Origin of the sequence: Tsuneonella litorea, from assembly GCF_025154015.1 — a bacterium.
Lineage (GTDB): Bacteria > Pseudomonadota > Alphaproteobacteria > Sphingomonadales > Sphingomonadaceae > Tsuneonella > Tsuneonella litorea.
In genome coordinates, this window is the sequence record NZ_JAOAMV010000021.1 from 1 (window position 1) to 1525 (window position 1525).

Annotated in this window: 1 protein-coding gene; it reads left to right on the top strand. The window is 63.6% G+C overall.

Annotation, left to right across the window (positions count from 1 at the left end; translation table 11 throughout):
- The first annotated feature begins 75 nt into the window (after positions 1-75).
- Complete coding sequence (locus tag N0B51_RS14780) at positions 76-1449, top strand: transposase (RefSeq protein WP_259963364.1); 1374 nt, start codon at positions 76-78, stop codon at positions 1447-1449.
- The last annotated feature ends 76 nt before the right edge of the window (positions 1450-1525 follow it).

The window sequence follows — 1525 nt, forward strand, 5'->3', positions numbered from 1 at the left end:
TATTCTGTTGAAAAACTCCCCTTGCCGAGGGACTAAACCGCTGATTCAATGATCCCGACAGCCGGGAGATCAGCGATGATGGGCGAGCGGACGGTGATGCAGGAAGCGCTGTTCTACAGCTTCAGCATCGAGGACCATGTTCCGGCTGATCACCTGCTTCGCTCGATCGACCGGTTCGTCGATCTGGGCGGCCTTCGTGAGCACCTACGGCCCTATTACAGCGAGACGGGGCGTCCCTCGATAGATCCCGAACTGATGATCCGGATGCTGATCATCGGCTACTGCATGGGGATCCGATCCGAACGGCGGCTGTGCGAGGAGGTGCATCTCAACCTCGCCTACCGCTGGTTCTGTCGGCTCGGCCTCGAAGGTGCGGTGCCGGATCACTCGACCTTCTCGAAGAACCGGCACGGCCGGTTCCGCGACAGCGACCTGCTGCGCCGCCTGTTCGAGATGACCGTCGAGCGCTGCCTGGCCGAGGGGCTGGTCGGCGGCGAAGGCTTCGCGGTCGATGCCAGCCTCATCCGCGCCGATGTTCACCGTCAGCGCTCGGTGTCGGGTGAGGAAGGTCTGCCGCCCGAGGCGGTCGGACGCGCGGTGCGCGAGTATCTCGACGTGCTCGACGATGCGGCGTTCGGCGGCTCGACCCCAGTCACTCCCAAGCGGATCAACCTCACCGACCCTGCATCGCGCTGGACTGCGGCCACGCGCGAGGCGGCGTTCTACTCCTACAGCACGAACTACCTGATCGACCTCGATCATGCGGTGATCGTGGATGTCGAGGCGACGACCTCGGTGCGACAGGCCGAGGTAACGGCCCAGCGCAGGATGATCGAGCGAACGCAGGAGCGCTTCGGCATCTGGCCCGAACGGCTTGTCGCCGATGCAGCTTACGGCTCAGCGGCCAACCTGGCTTGGCTGGTCGAGGACAAGAGTATCGAGCCGCACATCCCGGTGTTCGACAAGTCAGCTCGGAATGATGGCAGCTTCGAGCGTGCCGACTTCATCTACGACCATGACGACGACAGCTACATCTGCCCCGGCGGTAATCGCCTGCGACGATCCAACCGCAACTTCAGCAAGCCGCGTGACCATGTCGATAAGGACGGCTCGATCCGCTACCGCGCGCGGCAGCAGGACTGCCAGGGCTGCACCTTCAAGCAGCGATGCACGCCCAACATGCCCGCTCGAAAGGTAACGCGCTCGATCCACGAAGGCGCGCGCGACATGGCCCGCACCATCGCGACGACCGACGCGTACCTGGTGTCATGCCGCCAGCGGAAGAAGGTCGAGATGCTGTTCGCCCACCTCAAGCGCATCCTGAAACTGGATCGCTTGCGCCTGCGCGGTCCGAATGGAGCAAGAGATGAGTTCCACCTGGCCGCCGCAGCCCAGAACCTCCGGAAGATGGCGAAGATGAGCACAGCGAGGAGGCTCGCTCTCGCCTGATCGGGCGAGGAAAGCTGCTCGCCCCCGATCCGCGTCAGCCTGCCAGCAACGCAGAACCCGACTTCTTCAACAGAAT

Bases quoted from the DNA above. Each gene is read 5' to 3' on its own strand.
- N0B51_RS14780 (WP_259963364.1), top strand. From the start codon at position 76: ATGATGGGCGAGCGGACGGTGATGCAGGAAGCGCTGTTCTACAGCTTC.